This window comes from Rhodoferax ferrireducens, from assembly GCF_003347515.1.
In the GTDB taxonomy this organism is placed as follows: Bacteria; Pseudomonadota; Gammaproteobacteria; order Burkholderiales; family Burkholderiaceae_C; genus Rhodoferax.
In genome coordinates, this window is the sequence record NZ_QEII01000277.1 from 1 (window position 1) to 16812 (window position 16812).

Annotated in this window: 12 protein-coding genes and 1 pseudogene; 11 read left to right on the forward strand and 2 right to left on the reverse strand. The window is 63.2% G+C overall.

The window, feature by feature from the left end:
• Positions 1-229 precede the first annotated feature (229 nt).
• Both C5P05_RS15645 and C5P05_RS34530 read right to left on the reverse strand, forming a co-directional pair.
• Positions 230-841 (reverse strand): IS5 family transposase, encoded by a 612-nt coding sequence (locus C5P05_RS15645; protein ID WP_232834520.1) that lies wholly within the window; start codon positions 839-841, stop codon positions 230-232.
• A 64-nt stretch (positions 842-905) separates the two neighbouring features.
• Positions 906-986 (reverse strand): annotated as a pseudogene (locus tag C5P05_RS34530) (hypothetical protein); the annotation flags it as partial.
• A gap of 216 nt (positions 987-1202) precedes the next feature.
• Here C5P05_RS34530 and C5P05_RS15650 point away from each other — a divergent pair.
• The 11 genes from C5P05_RS15650 to C5P05_RS15700 form a co-directional block, all read left to right on the forward strand.
• Positions 1203-1649 carry a chemotaxis protein CheW gene (locus tag C5P05_RS15650; RefSeq protein WP_114970781.1) on the forward strand — a complete coding sequence of 149 codons (447 nt, stop codon included), beginning with the start codon at positions 1203-1205 and terminating at the stop codon, positions 1647-1649.
• Positions 1646-3073, forward strand: coding sequence for a CheR family methyltransferase (locus C5P05_RS15655; protein ID WP_114970782.1), 1428 nt, complete (start codon positions 1646-1648; stop codon positions 3071-3073). Before C5P05_RS15650 ends, C5P05_RS15655 begins: the two co-directional genes overlap by 4 nt.
• Entirely contained in the window at positions 3070-3666 is a 597-nt protein-coding gene (locus C5P05_RS15660; RefSeq protein ID WP_114970783.1) for a chemotaxis protein CheW, read from the forward strand. The genes C5P05_RS15655 and C5P05_RS15660 overlap by 4 nt, the downstream gene beginning before the upstream one ends.
• Positions 3667-3778: 112 nt before the next feature.
• On the forward strand, positions 3779-5539 hold the full coding sequence (locus C5P05_RS15665; protein WP_232834521.1) for a methyl-accepting chemotaxis protein: 1761 nt from the start codon (positions 3779-3781) through the stop codon (positions 5537-5539).
• Between the two features lie 217 nt (positions 5540-5756).
• Positions 5757-7649, forward strand: coding sequence for a TonB-dependent receptor plug domain-containing protein (locus tag C5P05_RS15670; protein ID WP_232834522.1), 1893 nt, complete (start codon positions 5757-5759; stop codon positions 7647-7649).
• The gene (locus C5P05_RS15675; RefSeq protein WP_114970784.1) at positions 7637-8224 is read left to right on the forward strand and encodes a YfiR family protein; all 588 of its coding nucleotides are present in this window, start codon (positions 7637-7639) and stop codon (positions 8222-8224) included. Before C5P05_RS15670 ends, C5P05_RS15675 begins: the two co-directional genes overlap by 13 nt.
• A 12-nt stretch (positions 8225-8236) precedes the next feature.
• Positions 8237-9778 carry a methyl-accepting chemotaxis protein gene (locus C5P05_RS15680; RefSeq protein WP_114970785.1) on the forward strand — a complete coding sequence of 514 codons (1542 nt, stop codon included), beginning with the start codon at positions 8237-8239 and terminating at the stop codon, positions 9776-9778.
• Between the two features lie 49 nt (positions 9779-9827).
• Entirely contained in the window at positions 9828-12032 is a 2205-nt protein-coding gene (locus C5P05_RS15685; protein ID WP_114970786.1) for a hybrid sensor histidine kinase/response regulator, read from the forward strand.
• Positions 12029-13144, forward strand: a complete 1116-nt coding sequence (cheB, locus tag C5P05_RS15690; RefSeq protein ID WP_198674741.1) for a chemotaxis-specific protein-glutamate methyltransferase CheB — start codon at positions 12029-12031, stop codon at positions 13142-13144. Before C5P05_RS15685 ends, cheB begins: the two co-directional genes overlap by 4 nt.
• Positions 13141-16443, forward strand: coding sequence for an EAL domain-containing protein (locus tag C5P05_RS15695; protein WP_114970787.1), 3303 nt, complete (start codon positions 13141-13143; stop codon positions 16441-16443). Before cheB ends, C5P05_RS15695 begins: the two co-directional genes overlap by 4 nt.
• A gap of 70 nt (positions 16444-16513) precedes the next feature.
• Positions 16514-16812 (forward strand): ATP-binding protein (locus C5P05_RS15700; RefSeq protein WP_232834523.1); only part of this gene is annotated, 299 nt, incomplete at its 3' end.

The following is a 16812-nucleotide window of genomic DNA, read 5'->3' on the forward strand; positions in this document are numbered from 1 at the left end:
GCTGTGGAGATAAGTTGCCACCGTTTCGGTGGCTCAAAGAGTAGGGGCCGCGTAAGCGTCCCTGTTTAGCCGCTTTGAGCGGCTCACATTTATGAAAACCTCCGGCTTTGCCGGAGGATGGTTATTTGCACGGAACAGCCGTTGCGCTCACTGCCCGGCAGTGTCCAGGCGTACGCTACGTATCACGTAAGCCGACCGGAGAGGAATTTTTCAAAAGTCGCGGGTACGTTCAATCGGCACTTGTCGAACTACCAACACCACTGGAATTAGGAAAGATCTTTATTATGTTAACCGTCAACTTCACCTTGCGCAGCGCGATGATGGCAGCGGCGATATGGTTGAGCGCGACAAAGCTTCGCTCCAGCTTCTCGTATCGCACCAGCAACTTTCGGAATCGGTTGAACCAGCTATGGCAGACCTCGACCACCCAGCGCCGCGCCTTCTTGGTCGGGTCACGCCGCTTGGCATCGGCTTCTGTGCGACGACCGAGGACATGAGGAATGTAGCCATGCGACTCGATGATCTCCAATGCACGCCGACCTCGATATCCGGCGTCGGCACACAGATGTTTGCTGCGCCGCTTGCTCGGGGTCTTGCGTTTGACCATGATGGTGCTCAGCACTTGCTCCAACTGCGTGACGTCATGCTGGTTGGCCCCGGTCACGACGAGGGACAACGGGACGCCACGGCCGTCCACCAACAGATGCCGCTTGCTGCCTTTTTTTCCCCCGATCAGTCGGGTTGGGTCCGACTGCCTCTTGCGCCAGAGGCGCCTTGAACATGGCGCCGTCAATGCTTTGCCATCTCCATGCGATACCTTCCATCTGATCGTATTCGGCAAGCCCCGCTTGCCAGATGGCCTCGAACACACCAGCGGCCTCCCATTCCAGGAAGCGCTTGTGGACCGCGCTGGCACTGCCAAATCGCTCCTTGGGCAAGGCCTTCCATTGGCAGCCCGTTCGCAGCATATCAGTTCTATGAAGCATGCTGATCAGATGAGCGCCAACGAACTTCTTCGCCACCGCCAGTCCTTAATGAATAAAACCGACTATCATCCGTCCAACTCGCGAAGGCGGGATTCTCGGTCAAGAACAAAATTCAGGGAGTAGCATGGCGTTTTTACATTGGCTTTGCGCTGCGTTGCAGTTCCCCTCGCTTTGAATCCACAAACGAGGTCGCGGTCGGCCCGTTGAGCACGAATCATGCCGACCATCGTCATCTTCGCGCTCGACCAGGAACGCTACGCGCTGCCGCTTGAGCGTGTTGAACGCGCCGTCCGGATAGTCGAGGTGACGCCCCTGCCAAAGACACCGGCGATTGTCTGCGGCATCGTCAATGTGCGGGGCCGTCTCGTGCCGGTGATAAATCTTCGTCGCCGCTTCGGTCTGCCCGAAAGAAACACGCAACTCGGCGACCAGTTGCTGATCGCTCGCAGCGCCACCCGGACCCTGGCAATGATCGTTGACGCGGTGAGCGGCGTCGCCGAATGCAATGCGCAGGCGGTGCCCGGCAGTGACTACGTGCAGGGCATCGCCAAGCTGGCCGACGGCATGGTCCTGATCCACGACCTCGACAGCTTCTTGTCGCTCGACGAAGCGCAATCGCTCGATCAGGCGCTTGCCGCCGACAGCCCGGCGGAGGCGCCATGACGACTCAAGCACCTGCCGAACCGCTGCTGCAGGCCTTCAGTGATTTCTTGGCGCAGCGCATTGGGCTGTATTTCCCGCCGGGACGCTGGCCCGACATGTTGCACGGCCTGGCGCGCGCCGCGCCAGCATTCGGGTTCTCGACGCCTGAGCCCTGCCTGCGCTGGCTGATGAGTTCCGAACTCAGTCGCCAGCAGGTCGAAATCCTGGCCAGCCAGCTGTCGGTCGGCGAAACCTATTTTTTCCGCGAACCGGCTATTTTTGCGGCGCTCGAAAAGGAAATCCTCCCGCCGCTGATCGCCGCCCGTCGCACCGCAGGTCGCCAGCTACGCATCTGGAGCGCCGGCTGCTGCACCGGCGAGGAGCCTTATTCGCTGGCGATCCTGCTCACCCGTCTGATTCCCGACCTCGCCGACTGGAGCCTCAGCATCCTCGGTACCGATATCAACCCAGACTTCCTCGCAAAGGCGAAGCACGGCCTTTACAGCGAATGGTCGTTCCGCGCCGCCCCGGCGTGGCTAAAGGCGCAATGCTTCGAAACGCCCAAGGCTGACCGCTACGCCCTGGTGCCGCGCTTCAAGAGGCTGGTGAATTTCGATTACTTGAACCTCGCCGAGGACGCCTACCCGTCGGTCATCAATAACACCAACGACGTCGACATCATCCTGTGCCGCAATGTCCTGATGTATTTCGAAGCGTCCGCCGCCGCTGCGGTAGCGCGCAAGCTGCACCGCTCGCTGGTCGATGGCGGCTACCTGATCGTCAGCCCGACCGAGACCAGCGCGACGATCTTTCCGCAGTTCACCACGCAGCCATTCCCCGATGCCATCGTTTACCGTAAGACCGAGGCCCCGTCCAGTCCGCCTGCACCGCCGGTCGTCCGGGCGGAAGCCGCCCCGGCGCACGTCGTGGCCACCGCGCCGCCGCGGCTGCCGCTGCCCGAGACGCCTCCGTACGATGCGGCGCTGGCCGCCTACGCGCAGGGCGACTACGAGCGCGTGGCGGCGCTGCTTGTCGAGCAGGCCGGCGGCGACCCGCTGGCGCTCGCCCTGCTGGCGCGCGCCAGCGCCAACCAGGGCCGGCTGGCCGACGCCCACCGCTGGTGCGAAGCGGCGGTGGCGGCCGACAAGGTCAATCCGAGCCTGCGTTACCTGCTAGCCTCGGTACTCGACGAGCAAGGTCTGGCGGCGCCCGCCGTGACGGCGCTCAAGCAGGCGCTCTACCTCGATCAGAACTTCATCCTCGCGCATTACGCGCTCGGCAACCTGTACCGGAGGCTCGACAATCCAACTCTGGCGCACAGACACTTCACCCACGCGCGCAAACTGTTGCGGCAATTGCCCTCCGGTGCCACGCTGCCCGATGCCGAAGGGCTGAGCGCGGGCCGCCTGGGTGAAATCATCGACGCCAGCGAGGGGCTGTCATGAAGGCTATCGATTGGGACAGCGTGCGCGGCCGGCTGGCCGACGTCGAACGGGGCCTGGCGGATCAGTTCACACCGTCGCCCGAACTGCAGCACGAGACTTTGCGTAGCCGCGCGCGCGCGCTGGCGCTTGAAGCACCGGCGGCGCCCGGCGCAAGCAGCGAAGTGCTGGAATTCGTCCTTGCCCAGGAACACTACGCGATCGAGTCGATCTGGGTGCGCGAGGTCGCGCCCTTGCGCGAACTGACACCGCTGCCCGGTTTGCCGGCTTTCGTCCTCGGCATCATCCACCTGCGCGGGCAAATCATCTCGGTGCTCGATCTCAAGAAGTTTTTCGACTTGCCAGACAAGGGGCTATCCGACCTCGACAAGGCCATCGTCCTGAGCGATGGGACTATGCAGTTCGCCATCCTCGCCGATGTGGTCATCGGCGTGCGCCGCCTGCTGCTGGCTGACTTGCAGCCACCGCTGGCGACGCTGACCGAGATTCGGGCCGACTACCTGCTGGGCATCACGCGGCAGCGCGACGTGGTGCTCGACGGTCGCAAATTGCTGGCCGACCCGGCCATCGTGGTGAGCGAAGCGGGCATGGGATGAAGCTTCGATCCGTTCAAGAGAAGGGAAAAGCATGAACTGGCTACTCAACCTGTCGACACGCGGCAAGCACGCAGCAGGACGGAGCTGCGCTCGAAGCTTAAGCAATTGACGGATGCAATCGAATAAAAAAAAAGGGAATCGCGTCATGAAATCTTCGATTGGTATGAAACTTTGGGTGGCATTCGTTTCGATCATGCTGGTAATGCTCGTTGTCGGCATCACTGCCTACCAGAGCACGACGAAACTTACCGACACCGCGCAATGGGTGGTGCATACGCACAAGGTGTTGGCAAAAGGGGAGGACTTGCTGTCCGTCTTGCAAGACGCCGAAACCGGCCAGCGCGGATATCTTATCAGCGGCGAGGATCGTTATCTCGAACCCTACCTGGCGGCGATACGAAATGTTGACAAGGCCCTGCGCGGACTCAAGGAACTGACCGCAGATAATCCAGCCCAGCAACGGCGGCTGGAGCTTATGGCGCCGCTGGTCGCGGCGAAATTGGAAGAACTCAAGGACACGATAGACCTGCGTCGCGGCAAAGGATTCGAGGCGGCGCGGCGGGTCGTTATTTCGGACAAGGGCAAGAAGGCCATGGACGAATTGCGGGCCGTCATACGGCAGATGGAAGACCAGGAACAGGAGTTGTTGATAAGGCGCGACGAAGAAGCCAGGGCCAGCGCGCAAAACGCCGTAACCACGATCATCATGGGCATTATCTGCGCTACCGGCCTGGCGGGCGGAGCCGGCTTGTTCCTGAGCCGGCATATCGCCAGGCCGCTCAACGAGCTTACCGGGCAGGCCATGCGCATCGCTGCCGGCGATATCTCCGTCAAAGCGACCGGCGCTTACCGGCGCGACGAGATCGGTGTGCTTGAAGAGCAGTTCAACCAGATGGCCGCGTCCTTGCAGGACAAGGTGACGCTGGCGCAACGGATCGCGGACGGTGACCTGAGCATGCAGGTGGCCGTGGTTTCAGAAAAAGACATGCTGGGTGTGGCCTTCGCGACCATGGTACGCAGCCTGCGCGACATGAACCATGAAATTGGAGAAGGGGTGAATGTACTGGCCGCGTCGACAAGCCAAATCCTGGCCGGCACGACGCAGATGGCGGCTGGCGCGGCCGAGACGGCCTCGGCGATGAGCGAAACGGCGACGACGGTCGAGGAGGTCAAGCAGACGGCCACTCTATCGAGCCAGAAAGCGAAGACGGTGGCGACAGCGGCACAGCAGTCGGCTCAGGTGTCGCAGAGCGGCAGGAAGGCGGTCGAGGAGTCGACCGAAGCGATGCAGCGCATCCGCGAGCAGATGGAGCAAATTGCTGACAGCATCGTGCGTTTGTCGGAGCAGAGCCAGTCGATTGGCGAAATCATCGCGACGGTCAACGACCTCTCGGAACAGTCGAACCTGCTGGCGGTCAATGCCGCCATCGAAGCGGCGAAGGCCGGCGAGCAGGGCAAGGGTTTCGCGGTGGTGGCGCAGGAAGTAAAGAGCCTCGCCGAGCAGTCGAAGCAGGCGACCGGTCAGGTGCGCTCCATCCTCGGCGACATCCAGAAGGCCACCAGTGGCGCGGTACTGGCGACCGAGCAGGGCGCGAAGGCGGTCGAGGTCGGGGTACGGCTGTCAAAGGACGCCGGAGAAGCGATCCGGCAACTGACCGAGAGCATGGCCGAGAGCGCGCAGGCCGCCAATCAGATCGCCGTGTCGGCGCAGCAGCAACTGGCCGGCATGGACCAGTTGGCGCTGGCAACCGAGAACATCAAGTTGGCAACGTCGCAGAACCTCGACAGCACACGCCAGTCCGAGACGGCGGCGCACAACCTGCACGGGCTGGGGCAGAAATTGCAGGCGTTGGTCGGACGCTACAAACTGTGAACAAAAGGAGGGCAATATGAACTGGCTGTTGCTGATCAAGGATCACACCATTTGACAAGCTGGAACCAGGCTGCCAATAATTGGGTTATCCGAAATTGCAATGGAAGATGGCCATCTGATAGGGCTTTCCAATAAACCATGCCGACCTGCGTAAGGCATTGATCCCACAAACGAAACAAGCATGCGATCAAGAATAAGAGTAAAAGCAATGAAGAGAGTGGCATCTGTCGCAGCCGGGTTGGCGTGCCTGTTACCGCTGCTGGCCCGGGCGGCGGACGGTGCGCCGCCCTCGCTGGAGGAATTGGCGCGCTTTTCCATCGAGGAATTGTCCGAGATCGAAATTTCCTCGGTCTCGCGGCGGCCCGAGTCCTTGCGCCAAGCCGCCGCCGCCATCTATGTCATCAGCCGCGAGGACATCCGCCGCTCCGGTGCCAGCAGCTTGCCCGAAGTCCTGCGCCTGGCGCCCAATCTCCAGGTCGCGCGGCTGGACGCGAGCCGCTACGCGATCACCGCTCGCGGCTTCAACGGCACCATCGCCAATAAATTGCAAGTGCTAATCGATGGCCGCAGCGTCTATACCCCACTCTTTTCCGGCGTCTTCTGGGACGTGCAGGACACCTTGCTGGCGGACATCGAACGCATCGAGGTGGTGAGCGGTCCCGGCGGCACGCTGTGGGGCTCGAATGCGGTGAACGGCGTGATCAATGTCATCACCCGCCGGGCCCAGGACAGCATCGGCACCCAGCTCCAGGCCGAGGCCGGCAACACCGAACGCCAAGTTACCGCGCGTCGTGGTGTGCGCCTGGCCGACGACGCCAGCCTGCGCATCTATGCCAAGAGTTTCGAGCGTGACGAGACCTTCACGCCGAGCGGTGCCGATGCCCGTGATGGCTGGCGCAATACCCTGGCCGGTTTTCGCTTCGACTGGGGCCGCGACGCGGATACCCTGACCGTGCAGGGGGATGGCTACGACGGGGCCATCAGGCAGGGCGCCAGTCCCGACGTCAGCATGGGTGGCTTCAACCTGCTCGGGCGCTGGAACCGCCGGCTGGCCGACGACGGCAACGTCCAGGTCCAGACCTATTACGACCGCACCCGGCGCCAGGCTCCCGGCTCCTTGGGCGAAGTGCTGGAGACCTGGGATCTGGACCTGCAGCATCACCTGCGCTGGGGCGCGCGCCAGGACATCGTCTGGGGCGGCGGCTACCGACTCATGCACGACGACGTTAGCAACATCCCGGGCGTGGCCTTCCTGCCGGCCCAGCGCGATCTGCAGCTAACCAATATCTTTGTGCAGGACAGCATCGCCCTCAACCCTGCATGGAAGCTGACCCTCGGCGCCAAACTCGAACACAACAGCTACACCGGCCTGGAATTCATGCCCGACGCGCGGCTGGCCTGGCAGTTGAACCCCAACGCCCTGCTCTGGGGCGCCGTTTCACGGGCCGCGCGCACGCCGTCGCGGATCGACCGTGACTTCTTTGTACCCGGGCCGCCCTCGCCGCCCGTCAGGCTCGCCGGCGGGCCTGATTTCCAGTCGGAAAAGCTCACGGCCTATGAGCTCGGCTACCGGGCGCAGGCCACCAATCTGTCCTACTCGGTCACCGCGTTCCATCACGACTACGACCGGCTGCGCAGCCTGGAGCCGGCGCCCGGCGGCGGCTTTCCCTTCGTCATTGCCAACGGCATGCGTGGCCAGACGGAAGGGGTGGAAACCTGGGGCAGCCTTCAGGTCAACCCGGACTGGCGCCTGACGGCGGGCTACACCTATCTGTGGAAGCGCCTGGGCTTCGCGCCCGACAGCCGCGACACCAATCTGGCTGCGGCAGGCGACGATCCCACCCACCAGCTTTTCCTGCGCAGCTCGCACAACCTGCGCCATGGTCTGGAACTGGACCTGTCCCTGCGCGCCATCGGTGAGCTGCCCAACCCGGCGGTACCTGGCTATGTCGCCGTCGACGCGCGGATCGGCTGGACTGTCGCCCGGGGTATCGAACTCTCGCTCATCGGCAACAACCTGCTCGACCAACGCCACCAGGAATTCGCCAGTTCGGCGGGTGGCGAATTCCTGGGCCGCAGCCTTCAGGCGAAACTGCAATGGAACTTCTGACCCCCCTCCGCCTCGCGGCTGCCCTGTCGTCGCTTGGACGCGCCGTGCGTTGGGCCGTCCTCGTCCTGCTGCTGCCTGGCCCGGTGCTGGCGGCCGAAGGCGACTCGCTTGAATATGCCGTCAAGGCGACCTATCTTTACAAGTTCGCTGCTTATGTGGACTGGCCGGCCAAGGCCTTCAGCGCCCCGGATAGTCCCCTCGCCCTGTGCATCGCCGGCGACGATCCCTTCGGCGCCAGCCTTGACAGCGCGGTGCGCGATCAACGCATCGCCGGCCGGCCGGTGCTGGTACGCCGGCTCAAGAGCGTGGGGCGCGATGCCGATTGCCAGATCCTGTTTGCCGGCGGCGCCGATCCCCAGCGTGCGCAGTTCCTCGCGGCGGTACGCGGCAGCGCGGTATTAACCGTAACCGATCGCCATGAGTCCGGCGGGTCGGCCGGCATCATCGATTTCGTCATGCGGGACAACCGGGTCCGTTTCGACATCGACGAGGCGGCCGCCACCCGCAGCGGGCTCGGCATTAGTTCCAAGCTCCTCAAACTGGCCCTCAATCTCCGCCCGCTGGGCCAGCCTTAGGAAAACTTCCGCATGCGCTCCCTCCGCGACCTTCCCCTGGCCCGCAAACTGATGCTGGTCTCGATGCTGCCCGCCACCATCGCCCTGATCCTGGCCGGCGCCACCGCCATCGCCTACGAGAACTTGAGCTACCGGCCTCAGAAGCTGCGGGAGATCTCGGTGCAAGCCGAGATTCTCGCGGCCAGTGTGTCCGCCGCCCTGGAGTTCAACGACCCCAAGACGTCACAGGAGTACCTGAATGCTCTCGGCGCCAATCCCGAGATCGTCGCCGCCGCTGTCTACGGCAGCACAGGCGAGCGCGTCGCCGGCTATTCTCGTCCCGGCGACCAGCCGCGAACAGCGCCAGGCCGCAGCGAAGCACGGGGTCAGCGTGTCGAAGGCGACGATTTACTTGTGTACTGGCCGGTCAAGCAGGGCCAGCGGGAGCTGGGGACGGTCTTTCTGCGCGCCGCGCCGGAAGCGCTAGCCACTCGTTTGCTGCGCTACGTTGGCGTCCTGCTGCTGCTGACCTTGGGCTCCCTCGGTCTGACCCTGCCGGCGGCGCGGCGCATGCAAGGCCTCATTGCCGATCCGATCCGGGACATGGCGAACGTGGCCCGCCGGATAGCCGACGGCGATTTGACCGTGACCCTGTCAACTGAAGCTGATCGAACCGACGAGATCGGCGTGCTGCTGGACAGCTTCGGCCGGATGCTGACCAGCCTGCGGGAAATGACGCGCCAGATCGGCGAGGTGGCGGAGGTGCTGGCCAGCTCGACGGCCGATATCCTGGCCTCGGCGACCCAAGTGACGGCCGCCTCGGAAGAATCGGCGGCGGCGGTGCGACAGACCGGCGTGACGGTGGAGGAAGTGAAGCAAACCGCGCAGACGGCGGCGAAGAAAGCCTCCGAAGTGGCCGAAAGCACCCAGCGCACGGCGCAGGTGTCGCAGTCCGGGCGCAGCGCGGTGGAGCAGTCGATCGAGGCAATGGAACGCATCCAGGAGCAAATGGAACTGATGGTGGAGAGCATCGTGCGCCTGTCGGAGCAAGGGCTGGCGATCGGTGAAATCATCGCCACCACTAATGAACTGGCCGAGCAATCCAACATGCTGGCGGTGAATGCCGCCATCGAGGCGGCCAAGGTCGGCGAGCAGGGCAAGGGCTTCGCGGTGGTGGCGCAGGAGGTGAAAAGCCTGGCCGAGCAGTCGCGCCAGGCCACGGCCCAGGTCCGCACCATCCTGGGCGATATCCAGAAGGCCACGACGAAAGCGGTACTGGCCTCCGAGCAGGGCAGCAAGGCCGTTGAAACCGGGGTGAAACTGTCGGCCGAGGCCGGCGCGGCGATCCGCGCGTTGGCCCAGAGCATGGAGCAGGCGGTGCAGGCGGCGACGCACATCGCCGCCTCGGCCCAGCAGCAGCAGGCCGGCACCGACCAGGTGGCGCTGGCCATGCGCAGCATCCAGGAAGCGACCAGCCAGAACGTGTCGAGCGCGCGCCAGAGCGAGGCCGTGGCGAACAATCTGCACCAACTGGGGCTCAATCTCAAGCAGTTACTGGGAAAGTACCGGCAATAGTTAACCCGGTCGCCTGGGAAATAAACACTGATGCGGGATAGATCACACCATGCCTCTGAATAACGAAAAATTTATCAAGCACTTGTTGGTAACCTTCCGGATCGAGGCCGAAGAGCACCTGCAGGCGATGGCTGCGCTGGTGCTCGAACTCGAACAGCCGACACCGGCCGAGCGCCTGCCGCAGCTGGTCGAAACCCTGTTCCGAGAAGCACACAGCCTAAAAGGCGCGGCTCGCTCGGTCGGTCTGAGCGAGGCCGAAGCGGCCTGCGCCGAGCTGGAGAGCCAGCTAGCAGCCCTGAAACGGAAGGACATCGCGCTCTCGCCGGCACTGCTGCAAACGCTGGATCGCCGAATTGACGCGCTGGCTCACTTGCTGACCAGCGAGGCCGCCGTAGCGTTGCCAGCAACACCGGCGCTGCCGCCGGCCCAAGTACATCCGGTCGAGCGCTTCGAACGTTTGGCTTCACTCGCACCGGAAACCAGCGAGACCGTGCGCATCTCTACCGCCAAGCTGACGACGCTGCTGGTTCAGGCCGAAGAGCTGCTCGCCTTCAAGTTCAGCGCCGGCCATCTGGCCGGTGAATTGCGCACCCTCCAAACCGAGGTGAGCGACTGGAAAAAAGCCTGCGCCAAGAGCGCGCGCGAGGTCGGCGCCTTGCGTCGCGTACGCGAACGGATCGGCAACGGCGCGCATGGCGAAGCGCTGCCGCCGGGTGTTGCCCGGCTGTACGATGCCGTCGAGCGCGACGAACTGGTCGCCAAATCGCTGCATGAGCGGCTCAGCGGTCTGCAACGCACGGCCGAACGGGAACGCCGGTTGCTGGGCGGTATCGTCGACAGCCTGCAAGAGGACATGAAGCGAGTCTTGATGCAACCGTTTGCCGCGCTGCTCGAATTGTTGCCCAAGCTGGTGCGTGACCTGGCGCGCGACAGCGGCAAGGAGGTTGAGTTGCAGCTGGAAGGCGCCGTGATAGAGGTCGATCGCCGCATCCTCGAACAGATGAAGGACCCGCTGATCCATCTGGTGCGCAATGCGATCGACCACGGCATTGAGCCGCCGGACGAGCGGGTCCGGCGCGGCAAGTCGCGCCAGGGCCACCTGACCCTCGTCATCACGCCGCAGGACGCAAACCAAGTCGAGCTGCTGCTGAGCGACGACGGTGCAGGCATCGACCTCCACCAGGTCAAGTCCGCCGCGCTCAAGCTCGGCTTGATCACGCCCGAAGCCACCGCGCACCTCGGACGCCAGGATCTGCTGGCGCTGGCTTTCGAATCAGGCCTGTCGACCAGCGCGATCTTGACCGATATTTCAGGCCGCGGCCTCGGGCTCGCCATCGTGCGCGAAAAGGTCGAGAAGCTCGGTGGCAGCGTCGTGATCGAACTGCCCGAGGCTGGTGGAACGGCATTCCGCATTATCTTGCCGACCACGTTGGCGAACTTTCGCGGCTTGGTGGTGGCGCTTGGCGAGCGCCAGTTTGTCCTGCCCTCGCGCAGCGTCGAGTGCGTGGCACGCGTCCCGGTCACCTCGGTCAGAACGGTCGAGAACCGCGAAGCAATTGAGCTCGCCGGTGAGGCCGTGGCCCTGGCCAGACTGTCCGACGTGCTCGGTCTGCCGACAGCGCCCACCGGTATGACGGCCGAGCACCTGTCGGTGGCCGTGCTGGCCAGCGCCGGCAAGCGGATCGCCTTTGTCGTTGACGCCGTGCTCGGCGACCAAGAGGTGCTGGTCAAGGGCCTGGGGCCGCAACTGCGGCGCGTGCGCAACATCGCCGGTGCAACTGTGCTGGGGGCCGGCACGCTGGTGCCCATTCTCGGCGTGCCCGATCTGTTCAAGTCAGCGCTGCGCGTTGGGCCGCGCGCGGCGGTGGCGGCGCCCCGCGCCATCGCTGCGCGCCAGTCCCTGCTGGTGGTCGAGGACTCGATCACCTCGCGCGCCCTGCTCAAGAACATTCTCGAATCGTCGGGCTACGCCGTGAACACTGCGGTCGATGGTGTCGATGCCCTGACCTTGCTGCGCACCGGGCATTTTGACCTGGTCATATCCGACGTCGAAATGCCGCGCATGGACGGCTTCGAGCTAACAGCGCGCATCCGCCAGGACAAGAAGCTGGCCGAGTTGCCACTGGTGCTGGTCACCGCACTTGAATCGCGCGAACACAAGGAACGCGGCATCGACGTCGGCGCCAACGCCTACATCGTCAAAAGCAGTTTCGACCAGAGCAATTTGCTCGAGGTAATCCGGAGACTGATTTGAGTGGCGTTGCGCCAGGGGCGCCGATCCGGGTCCTTGTCGTTGACCATTCGGCGGTGGTACGCGAGTTATTGGTGCATATCCTCAACAGTGATCCGCAACTGCAGGTGATCGGCGTCGCCGTCGACGGCGAGGAGGCAATCACTGCGGCGCAGCGCCTGCGCCCCGACGTCATCGTGATGGACATCCACTTGCCCCTGCTCGACGGTTTCACGGCGACGCGCCGGATCATGGAAAGCGCGCCGACACGCATCGTGATGGCAACGGCAACCACCGATCCGAAGGAGGTCGCAGCCAATTTCCGCGCCGTCGAAGCCGGCGCACTGGCCGTGCTGACTAAGCCCACCGGTCCTGACGAGCCGGACTTCGCGGCGAGCGCGCAGGAGCTGGTGCAGATGGTCAAGCTAATGTCCGAGGTCCAGGTCGTCAAGCGCTGGCCGTGCCGCGCCGCTGTTGTGGCGCGGCCCGCCGCGCCACCGCTCGTCGCGCCGCTACCGACGGTCAAACTGGTGGCGATCGGTGCCTCGACCGGTGGACCGATCGCCCTGCAGACACTGCTGGCAGGACTGGCCAAGCCCTTGCCGGTGCCGATCCTGATCGTCCAGCATATCTCCGACAGCTTCGTCGATGGCTTTGTCGACTGGCTGGCCAGCACCACCCACTACGGCGTGCGCGTCGCTGTCGCAGGCGAGTGGCCGCAGCCCGGCCTGGCCTACGTCGCGCCCAGCGGGCGCCATCTGCAGCTGCGCGCCAACGGAAGCATCGAACTGGTCGATGCGCCGGCCGAACACAGCGTGCGTCCCTCCGTTGCCGCGCTCTTCCGTTCGGTCACCGCCGTGCATGGTGCGGGCGCGGTCGGCGTTCTGCTCACCGGCATGGGACGCGATGGCGCGCTGGAACTCAAGGCAATGCGCGCGGCCGGCGCGTTAACCATTGCACAAGACCGTGAATCTTCCGTGGTTTTCGGCATGCCAGGCGAGGCCATTCGTCTTGACGCGGCATGCTACGCCCTTTCGCCCGACAAGATCGCCGTCGTGCTCGGCGACTTATTCATGAAACCTGGCAATGGTAAAACCATTGCCGATATAAAAAATCAGTCAGGAGGAAAGCCATGAACAACGAAAAAATCCGCCCCCGGGAGGGCGTCGATATCCTGATCGTCGAGGACAGCCCGACGCAGGCCGAGGAATTGCGCTTCCTCCTCGAACGCGAGAACCACCACGTGCGCGTCGCCGTCAACGGCTGGCTGGCGCTGGCCGCAGTCAAAGAGAGCCGGCCAACACTGATCATCACCGACATCGTGATGCCCGAGATGGACGGCTATGAACTTTGCGCGGCGCTCAAGGCCGATCCAGCGCTGAAGCAGATCCCGGTAGTGATGGTGACCTCGCTGTCGGGCATCCAGGATATTGCGAAGAGCCTCGAATGCGGCGCCGACAACTTCATCCGCAAGCCCTACGATCAAAAAACCCTGCTGGCGCGAGTCGAATATATCCTGCTCAACCTCGAACTGCGCAAGACCAGCCGCGTCCAGATGGGCATGGAAATCTACATGGGCGGCCAGAAGCACTTCATCGCCTCGGGGCGCGAGCAGATCGTCGATATGCTGATCTCGACCTACGAGGAAGCGGTGCACATGAACGATGAGCTGAAGGCGCAGCAGCGCGAGATCGCGCTGGCGAACCGGACGCTGCGCATGCTGTACCGTATTGCCGCTGACTTGAACCGCGGGGGCAGCGAACCCGAGGTCTGCGAGCGCGCCCTGCTGGGCGTCCTCGAACTGCCGGAATTTCGAACCGGCTGGATTGACCTCGACGAGGGCCAAGCCACAATGCGGACCTTCGGGAAGACCGGCCCGGCGGCTTCCACGATGGCTGGCAACTCCAGTCATGCCATGCGCCTGCCGTTGAAGGTCGGCGAACAAAGCCTTGGCATCTTGAACCTGCTCGGCGCCGAAAGCGGTGCCCTGTCCAGGGACACCCTGCGCACGCTCGATGCGGTGGCCAGTCAGCTGGCCGTCGCCATTCAGCGCTCGCAGCTCCATGAGCACCTGGAAAGCCTTGTGGCCATGCGTACGGCCGCGCTGCAGGCTGAAATCATGGAGCGCATTAAGGCCGAACAGAAAGTCGCCGGTCTGAACCGGGTCTACGCCGTGCTGAGCGGCATCAATTCCGCCATCGTGCGCGGACACGACCGGATTGAGCTGTTCACGGAGGCCTGCCGGATCGCGGTCGAACTGGGGAAATTCCGGGTCGCCTGGATCGGCGTGGTCGAGGCCAATGGCACACGGCTGCGGCCAATGGCCTGGAAGAGCGACGACGACGCGTATGGTGATTGCGAAGATCAGTTCACCGTCGCCCAGCGCGATACGCTCGACGCCAATGCGGGATGGTTCGGCCAGTCCGTGCGCACACGCAGCGTTGCCATTTGCAACGACATGGCAGCGCAGGGCGGCGAATTCTTCCCGCCCGACGCGGTGTCGCGCGGCTGTCGTTCGCAGGCCGTCTTCCCCTTGCGGGTCGGCGGCGGCATGGCCGGCGTACTGGTACTCTGCGCGGCGGAGCCCGATTTCTTTGCCTCAGAGATGGAACTTGACCTGCTCAAGGAAATGGCCGGCGACATCGCCTTCGCGCTCGAATACATTGGCAAGGCCGAGCAACTCGATTACCTGGCCTACTATGACGCACTGACTGGCCTAGCCAACCGCAGCCTGATCCAGGACCGGCTCAACCAGTTGCTACAGGACCATCATCGCGCCACGGGCGAACGCACCCAAGTCGGGTTGCTGCTGATTGATATCGAGCGTTTCAAGAACATTAACGATACGCTCGGCCGCCATGTGGGTGACGTCCTGCTCAAGCGCGTGGCCGGCCGTCTGACCGAGGCAATGGGCAACTCCGACCGCCTTGCCCGCCTTGGTAATGCCCATTTCGCCGCCATCTTGGGCGAACTCCGGGATGCGACCGACGTCGCGCACCTGCTCGACGACACCCTCCTTCCCTGTCTCAGCCAGCCTTTCACGGTCGACGGCAAGGAGTTGCACCTGACCTTTCTCACCGGGGTCGCTCTTTTCCCTGGCGACGGCAGTAATGTCGAAACGCTGTTCGCCAACGCCGAGACAGCATTGCAATTGGCGCGTACGGGCGAGGAACGCTACATGTTCTATGCGCCGCGCATGAACGCACGAGTTGCGCAGCAGCTGTTGCTCGAAAACAAGTTGCACCGGGCGCTGGAGCGGGACGAGTTCGTGCTCTATTACCAGCCCAAGGTGAGCTTGTTCGACGGTAGTGTGGTTGGCCTGGAGGCGTTGATCCGCTGGAACGACCCGAAGTCCGGACTGGTGCCACCCAACGAGTTCATTCCCCTCCTTGAGGAGACCGGCATGATCGTTGAGGTTGGCCGCTGGGTCCTGGAGAAGGCGATTGCCGATATCACGGACTGGCAGGCCCGAGGGCTGAAGCCGCCACGCGTGGCGGTCAACGTTTCGGCCATGCAACTGCGACGCAAGGATTTTGTGCAAACGCTGGAACGCGCGCTGACAAACCATCACGGCTACCGCAGGCAACTTGGCCTGGACCTCGAACTCACCGAGAGCATTCTCATGATGGACGTCGAGGCTAGCATCCAGAAGCTCAACGCAATCCGCGATATGGATCTGAAGATATCGATCGACGACTTTGGCACCGGTTATTCCTCGCTCAGCTATCTGAGGCGCTTTCCGATCGATTACCTGAAGATTGACCAGAGTTTCGTGCGCGACATCACAAGCGACCCCAACGCGGCATCCATCTGCATTTCCATCATCGACCTGGCGCATAACTTGAAATTGAAGGTGATTGCGGAAGGCGTCGAAACTGAAGGCCAGATGAACTATCTGCGCCGCCACCATTGCGACGAAATGCAGGGCTATCTGTTCAGCCGGCCGCTGCCCGCCGCCGAATGCGCGCAGTTGCTGGCGATGCAAAAAAAACTGACGCTGCCGCCGCTGGCGCGGGGCGAGCGCAAGACGCTGTTGATCATTGATGACGAGACGAACATTCTGTCCGCGCTCAAACGCCTGCTACACCGTGAAAATTACGAGATTCTGACCGCCGATACCGCGGACGTGGGCTTCGACTTGCTCGCCACGCACGAGGTGCAAGTGGTCGTCTCCGATCAGCGCATGCCCGAAATGAACGGCACCGAATTTCTGTCGCGGGTGAAGGATCTTTACCCGGATACCGTGCGCATCGTCTTGTCTGGCTATACCGACCTTGAATCGATCACCGACGCGGTCAACCACGGCGCGATTTACAAATTTTTCACCAAGCCCTGGGACGATGAAACGATGCGGGACAACATCCGCGATGCTTTTGTCACCTACGAGGCGAGGCGCGCGGGATCTATCGCATTAAGCAAAAAGTTGAAAAATTGACCACTACAGGCCGTGTTTCTGATCAACAATTTCGCTACCCATGGTGTACCAAGATTTACGAAAACAGCTAATGCGACAGAATCGCGGCGACTCACTCGCGCGCCATCGGATCACCGTGGTGAAGGAGTTCGTGCAGGTACCGATGCTGCAGCTGGACCGGGCGCGGGTGCTGCAGATCCTGGTGAACCTGATCAGCAACGCCAAGAACGCCATGGAAAACGTGGCGGGCAGATTGCGCTGGCTCACGCTGCGTGTGAACGTGGTCAGTGGCTCCAGTTTGCGGGTATCCGTCAGGGATGAGGGTGAGGGCATCCCGGAGGAAAACCTGACGCGGATCTTCGCGCACGGATTCACCACCCGCAATGCAGG

Excerpts from the sequence above, each read along its gene's own strand:
- C5P05_RS15665 (WP_232834521.1), top strand. The coding sequence starts at position 3,779 with ATGCAATCGAATAAAAAAAAAGGGAATCGCGTCATGAAATCTTCGATT.
- C5P05_RS15655 (WP_114970782.1), top strand. The coding sequence starts at position 1,646 with ATGACGACTCAAGCACCTGCCGAACCGCTGCTGCAGGCCTTCAGTGAT.
- C5P05_RS15680 (WP_114970785.1), top strand. The coding sequence starts at position 8,237 with ATGCGCTCCCTCCGCGACCTTCCCCTGGCCCGCAAACTGATGCTGGTC.
- C5P05_RS15695 (WP_114970787.1), top strand. The coding sequence starts at position 13,141 with ATGAACAACGAAAAAATCCGCCCCCGGGAGGGCGTCGATATCCTGATC.
- C5P05_RS15660 (WP_114970783.1), top strand. The coding sequence starts at position 3,070 with ATGAAGGCTATCGATTGGGACAGCGTGCGCGGCCGGCTGGCCGACGTC.
- C5P05_RS15685 (WP_114970786.1), top strand. The coding sequence starts at position 9,828 with ATGCCTCTGAATAACGAAAAATTTATCAAGCACTTGTTGGTAACCTTC.
- C5P05_RS15675 (WP_114970784.1), top strand. The coding sequence starts at position 7,637 with ATGGAACTTCTGACCCCCCTCCGCCTCGCGGCTGCCCTGTCGTCGCTT.
- C5P05_RS15650 (WP_114970781.1), top strand. The coding sequence starts at position 1,203 with ATGCCGACCATCGTCATCTTCGCGCTCGACCAGGAACGCTACGCGCTG.